The organism is uncultured Lactobacillus sp., from assembly GCF_947367085.1.
Lineage (GTDB): Bacteria > Bacillota > Bacilli > Lactobacillales > Lactobacillaceae > Lactobacillus.
Map to the genome: position 1 here is coordinate 22344 of NZ_CANBCP010000022.1, position 6182 is coordinate 28525.

Here is a 6182-nt window from a genome sequence, read left to right on the forward strand (position 1 = left end):
ATAAAAAAGCCACGCAGTCTAAACTACGTGGTAAAAATCTATTTTTAATCATGAACATACTTTTCGATCGCTTCTTCAACTAAGCTATTCAGTGATTCATCTTTACTTGCTGCATAAATAGCAGCTTTCATGTGTAATTCAGGACTAATTCTAACATTGAATGAACCCTTATACGACTTTTGTGGTTTAATTCCCTGAATCTTACAATCTTCTAAGTATTCATCAACAACATCTTGAAAATCAGTCCGAAGTTCATCGATGGTTTTGCCTTCATATGACAAGAGTCCATTGATTCCAATAACTTTACCAAAGAGAATATCATCATCTAGTGAATATTCAACAGATCCATAGTAACCTTTGTATGACAATTCTTTTTTCATTATATTTCACCTCGTAAATTATTTTTTATTTCTTTTACTTGATACTTAAGTAAATTTTTTTGTGGATGTGGTTTATGCAAGTAAATAGGTTTGTTTTCTTTTATAAATTTAACCCGTGAACCACTAGTCTTGCCTTTATTAAGCTTTTTATAACCTAACCATTCCAGTAACGACTCAACTTCAGTAAAAGTAATGCTCACCGATTCAGATTTTATTTTTTCAATTGTTCTTTTATGATTAACCATTATACCATTCTCACTTTTGCAACTATATTTAGTTACAAAATATTATACCAGCAATCACAGTTTTTGCATATTGCTTTTTACCTCAAAATAAAAAAGCCACGCAGTCTAAACTACGTGGTAAAAATCTATTTTTGCTTCTTTGCTGTCTGCAAAACTTTCAAAACTTCCAATGAATGCTCAAAAGCATTATCGCCAGCTTGCTTATCATTTTCCTTAAACATCCGGCTAAATTCAACAAATTCAGCAACCATACGATCATTATACTTATTAAGTTCAACTTTTTCAGGCTTAGCACCCTTTAAATCGAGCTCAACTTCATTAAGCTGACCAATTGAACCCTTTATCTTCAAGGTACCCTTTTCGCCCTCGATATAAGACCATTGATCAGTCACATACGAATCTTTAGCAGCCAATAAACTAGCTTGCATCCCTGGATACGAAAGCATTAAAGTACCTGACGTATCAATCCCTTTTTGCATAACTGGGAAATATTGAATCGCTTGTGGGACACCAAACAAACCAACTGCCAGGTGGATATTATAAATTCCAATATCCATCAAGGCGCCACCATCTTTTGCTGGATCAAAGACTGGCTTGATAATCCCCTTTAAGAAATCATCGTATCTGCTGGAATACTGTGTATAATTGAGTGCTACATCATGTACCGGGCCAATTTTTGCTAAGTTATCTTTCAAATAAGCAAAGTTAGCCAAGTAAATATTTGTAATTGCTTCAACCAAAAAGACGCCCTTTTCATCTGCAATCTTTTTCAATTCTTGTGCTTGCTCGGCTGTATCCACAAATGGTTTTTCGCAAATTACATTATTACCTGCAAGCAGGGCAGCCTTTGCTACTTCGTAGTGCAGATTATTCGGCACAGCCACATAAACTGTATTCACATTTTCATCATTATAAAGTTCGTCATTATCAGTATAGTGATGATCAATCCCATACTCTTGAGCAAGCTGCACTCCAATTTTTTCACTGCGCTTAGTTGTCGAAATTGCTGCCAAATTTAAGTCAGGAACTTGATCGGCAATTGACAAAAAGTCATGCACAATCATCCCTGAACCCACAATACCTAAATTAATCATAAAAAGTTCCTTTCATAACCACCTACTTTAATTATACAAAAAAAGAGAGAAAGCACTTACTTTTTCTCTCTAAATTTATTATTTATCCATTTCTTGAGCTGCTTGGTTAATGATCCTAATCGCATTCAAACTGCGAGGATAGCCAATGAAAGGCACATTGCTTAAGACAACTTTTGTCAAAAATTCTTTATCATTTCCTAAACCCATATTTGCTTTGGCATGTGATAATAATTGAGGCTCACATCCACCTTGGGCAGCAAGATAACAAAAAGTAACCATCTCTCGTTGCTTATCATTTAGACCTTTTCTGGTGTAATAGTCACCAAAACAGTTATCCACAAGCCATTTGTTAATCGTTCCTTTTTTAGCAAAGTCTTTCATTTGTGGTCCAAATAACCGCATTTGGGTTTCTTCACCTTTTGCTAAACGATTTTTCATTGTAGTTGTTGCTTGAGTTTCAGGAGGAAGCTTCACATTGCGATCAAGCAAAATTTTATTGGTCGCTTCAAAAAATGGAAAGACTCTTCCTAACCCTAAATAGTCAACTGCTTGATATAGCACTTCTTTGGTCTCTACCGGACTGACATCATTGTCTAGTGCTACAGTTAACATTAACTTATATTCCTCTAAGCCCTGCATCCCTAATAAATATGCTAAATTCGATAACAGTTTGGTTTTTGAAGGTAAATCTACATCTTCTTGAACTTCCTCAAAAGTAAAGTGACTAATTCTCTCCCAAGCTTGTGGGTCTGTCTGCTTTAAAAATTGTGCATGTACGTTTTTTCCAGCTTCGCTAATGCTCATTGTCTATCCTCCTAATAAAATTTATGCCTATCTATTTTCAAAATTCATTGTAAAATAGTATTTCTTGTATTTAAAATATCTTTTTTGTATTAGTTATTATGCCTCTAAGCTATACAAATTTTACAATTTTGTATACTAATTATTTAAAATATATGTAACAAAAGAATATGCATATATTATTGGAATATTAGGTGCTTTTATTTGCTCCACAGATAGGTAGGTTTTACACTTAAGATGTCTTAAGTGAATATATTAATCCAGGAGGTAATTTATTATGGCAGATTATGACAAGAGACAATTAAAAGCTTTGGATAGAATTTCAAAGAAGATTGCAGATGCAGAAAGTCACTTGACTAAGATCGAAGATAGCGAACCTGATAAGAGACACCGTACTGCTCAACACGAAACTATCAAAGACATCAAGTCAATCTTAAAGCACGCTAAGAAAGTTAGCGAAGACAACGTTAAGATCGAAGCAAAGGGTGACGAAAAGGACGCTATTTACACTGAAGATGAAGCCGGTGTAATTAAGGACCTTAAGGATGAATTTGCTGAATTGGAAGACAAATTAAGTCACTTAAAGGACGAAGATGGCTACGACATCAAGCGTTACAGAGCAGAACACCACTCCCTTGAAAAAGCTGAAGACATCTTAAAGAAAGCTCACAAGTTTTAATTAAGATCTGAAGCAAAAAAACAAAGCTCATAAAATATTTTTCCTAAAGAAAAGGCAATTGGAAGTTTGATCCAATTGCCTTTTTTTAACTTTTATTATTTTTGAAATTTATTTTGTTATTTTCGATTTAAAGAGCGAGAGTTACTATCTTAATTCCTTATTAGAATAAACCTGTCTCAATAATTCCGCAATTTCACTGATTAACAATGCAGAAGGATTAGTTACAACGTTTTGATCGCCATAAGCTTCAACTGCCAATTTAGCGACATTTTCATTGAAGCTTGCTTCATCTACGCCATTTTCTTTCAAGCTCAACTTCATTCCTACTGCATGTGCCAAATCCACAATTCTCCTAACCAAACCATTAATTAATTCTTGATTATCATTGCCTTTAATTCCAAGACTACGAGCAATTTCTGCATAATCACTATCTGCCCGATAAACAGAATAATGTGGTCTCATCGCTAATTTTCTTGGACGCTTAGAATTAAATTTGATCACTGATGGTAACACTATCGCATCACTTAAACCGGAAGCAATATTATAAGTAGATCCCAATGCATGTGCCATCGCATGTCCGACACCTAAGAAGGCATTTGCATAAGCCATTCCAGCTAAAGTAGCAGCATTATGCATTCTACTTCTAGCAGCTTGATCACCATTATATGATTTTTCAAGATTTTCAAAGATCAGCTTAATAGCTTCCATCGACCAGCCTCGAGTAAAGTCTGTTGCCATCGTTGAAACATAACTTTCAATAGCGTGAGCTAAAGCTTCAAAACCAGAATTTGCAACTAATTCCTTTGGTAGATCTTCTACAAATTGATCGTCAACTATTGCAACATCCGGGTTGAGTGAGTAATCACACAAGGTTGATTTAATACCAGTTTTATCATTGGTAATAATCGCAAATGGTGAAACTTCAGAACCGGTACCTGATGTAGTTGGAATACATACTAATTGGATAGCATTATATTTGGGAAATCTAACCGTTCTTTTACGAATGTCCAGAAATTTTTGAGTAGCTTCATCGAAAGTCATTTGAGGATTTTCATAAAATAGACGCATTGCTTTAGCAGCATCCATTACAGAACCACCACCGATTGCAATTACAACATCTGGCTTAAAGATATTCATTCTGTGAACACCGTCAGCAATCGTTGCCGTAGTTGGATCTTTTGGCACAGCCTGAAATACTTCATAGCTCTTACGTCCGCGACGTTGACTAATAATATCAGTAATTTCATTTGCAAACTTCGATGCAACTTTTTCATCAGTTACGATAAAAAATCTTTCCACATCTGGCATATGCTTTAAGTAATTGGCAGCGTTGTGTTCAAAATATGTCTTGCTTGGCACCTTTACCCACTGCATATTATCTCTACGTGTTGCTACAGTCTTGATATTGAGCAAGTCCATTGCTCCAATGTTGTGTGAGAAGGTATTTGCTCCATAAGAGCCAGTTCCCAAGGTAAGTGATGGCAACATATTGTTGTAAAGATCTCCGACTCCACCTACAGAGGCTGGTGAATTTACTAAGATACGGCAAGCATCCATTTCATTAGAAAAGGCATCAATGATCTTTTTATCTTGTGAGTGAATACCTGCAGTATGTCCGCGACCGCCATAATTCAAAAGATCACGACAAATCTTAAATGCATCATCATGATCTTGAGCCTTGTACATCGTAAAGACAGGTGATAATTTTTCTGCAGACAAAGGATACTTCGGACCTACCCCATGGTATTCGGCGATAATAACCTTCGTATCTTTAGGCACAGTGACACCGCATAATTTTGCAATCTCATAGGCTGATTTACCAGCAATTGGACCTGCGACAGTTCCTCTTTTTGGATCGATAAAGTTTTCTTCAAATTTTTTGATCTCATCTGGCTTTAAGAAGTAACAGTTCCATTTGCTAAATTCATCTTTAACTTGATCATAAATATCCGAATCAACAACAACGGAGTTTTCAGATGAACAGATCATCCCGTTGTCAAAAGTCTTAGATAAAACAATATCATAGACTGATTCCGCCACATTAGCTGTCTTTTCAATGTAAGATGGACCATTACCAGGACCCACGCCAATCGCAGGCTTGCCTGAAGAATAAGCAGCCTTAACCATCCCCGGTCCACCAGTTGCTAAGATAGTTTGGACATTAGGGTGATCCATTAATTTGCTGGTAGCTTCCAAACTAGGATGTTCAATCCATTGAATGCAATTTTCTGGAGCTCCAGCTTCAATAGCAGCTTGTCTGATAATTTCCGCTGTTTTAACACAACATTTTTGAGCTTGTGGGTGAAAACCAAAAATAATTGTATTTCTAGTCTTCATAGCAAGCATAGCCTTGAAGATTACAGTTGAAGTTGGATTAGTAACTGGTGTTACACCTGCAATCACACCTTTAGGTTCTGCAATCTTAATTAATTGTTTTTCTTTATCTTTTTCAATTACACCAACTGTTTTTTCATGACGTAAAGAGTTCCAGATATTTTCACTGGCAAACATATTTTTAATTGCCTTATCTTCAACTACGCCACGAGCAGTTTCTTCGACAGCCATCTTAGCAAGTAAATAATTATTCTGCTCACCTGCTGTTGCAATTGCTTCACAGATCTTATTGACTTGTTCTTGAGTAAAAGTAGACATAATATCCAATGCTTTATGTGCTTTTTCCACATAACCATTGATCATTTTGTCAACATCAATTTGATTTTCAGTTTTTGTAGCTTTACTTTCTTGCACCATTAATGGGCCTCCTACAAACTATTACATTGTGATTTATTGATCAAAGCCAGTATAGTCTAGTTAAGATAGTTTTGTAAATACTCTTGCTCACTTTTTCTCAAATTCACAATGTTATAAAAAGTAAGAATGCTAGTTGCTCAGCGATGTTATCGCTTACAATAATTTGAAAATTGAAAATATTTTCACATAGTTAGATTGTGATTTAAAAATGTCTTTTTGAATAGATATATAT

General features: G+C 35.3%; 6 protein-coding genes. 1 reads left to right on the plus strand and 5 read right to left on the minus strand.

What is annotated here, in order from left to right; translation table 11 throughout:
* Positions 1–44 precede the first annotated feature (44 nt).
* From Q0Y70_RS05215 to Q0Y70_RS05230, 4 genes are all read right to left on the minus strand, one after another.
* Positions 45–380, minus strand: a complete 336-nt coding sequence (locus Q0Y70_RS05215) for a type II toxin-antitoxin system HicB family antitoxin (RefSeq protein WP_297817724.1) — start codon at positions 378–380, stop codon at positions 45–47.
* Positions 380–625 carry a type II toxin-antitoxin system HicA family toxin gene (locus Q0Y70_RS05220; protein ID WP_297817727.1) on the minus strand — a complete coding sequence of 82 codons (246 nt, stop codon included), beginning with the start codon at positions 623–625 and terminating at the stop codon, positions 380–382. The genes Q0Y70_RS05215 and Q0Y70_RS05220 overlap by 1 nt, the downstream gene beginning before the upstream one ends.
* Before the next feature lie 125 nt (positions 626–750).
* Complete coding sequence (locus tag Q0Y70_RS05225; RefSeq protein ID WP_297817745.1) at positions 751–1716, minus strand: Gfo/Idh/MocA family protein; 966 nt, start codon at positions 1714–1716, stop codon at positions 751–753.
* Between the two features lie 81 nt (positions 1717–1797).
* Entirely contained in the window at positions 1798–2523 is a 726-nt protein-coding gene (locus Q0Y70_RS05230; RefSeq protein WP_297817731.1) for a carboxymuconolactone decarboxylase family protein, read from the minus strand.
* Positions 2524–2797: 274 nt separating this feature from the next.
* Between Q0Y70_RS05230 and Q0Y70_RS05235 the strand changes: the two genes are divergently transcribed.
* A complete protein-coding gene (locus tag Q0Y70_RS05235; protein WP_297817736.1) occupies positions 2798–3199 on the plus strand; it encodes a hypothetical protein in 402 nt (133 codons plus the stop codon).
* A gap of 144 nt (positions 3200–3343) precedes the next feature.
* On the opposite strand, the gene adhE is transcribed toward Q0Y70_RS05235, so the two are convergent.
* Positions 3344–5950: a bifunctional acetaldehyde-CoA/alcohol dehydrogenase gene (gene adhE / locus Q0Y70_RS05240; RefSeq protein WP_297817739.1), complete on the minus strand. Its 2607-nt coding sequence runs from the start codon at positions 5948–5950 to the stop codon at positions 3344–3346.
* Between the last annotated feature and the right edge of the window lie 232 nt (positions 5951–6182).

Coding starts and splice junctions, on each gene's coding strand:
- Q0Y70_RS05215 (WP_297817724.1), bottom strand. CDS start 380: ATGAAAAAAGAATTGTCATACAAAGGTTACTATGGATCTGTTGAATAT.
- Q0Y70_RS05220 (WP_297817727.1), bottom strand. CDS start 625: ATGGTTAATCATAAAAGAACAATTGAAAAAATAAAATCTGAATCGGTG.
- Q0Y70_RS05230 (WP_297817731.1), bottom strand. CDS start 2,523: ATGAGCATTAGCGAAGCTGGAAAAAACGTACATGCACAATTTTTAAAG.
- Q0Y70_RS05235 (WP_297817736.1), top strand. CDS start 2,798: ATGGCAGATTATGACAAGAGACAATTAAAAGCTTTGGATAGAATTTCA.
- adhE (WP_297817739.1), bottom strand. CDS start 5,950: ATGGTGCAAGAAAGTAAAGCTACAAAAACTGAAAATCAAATTGATGTT.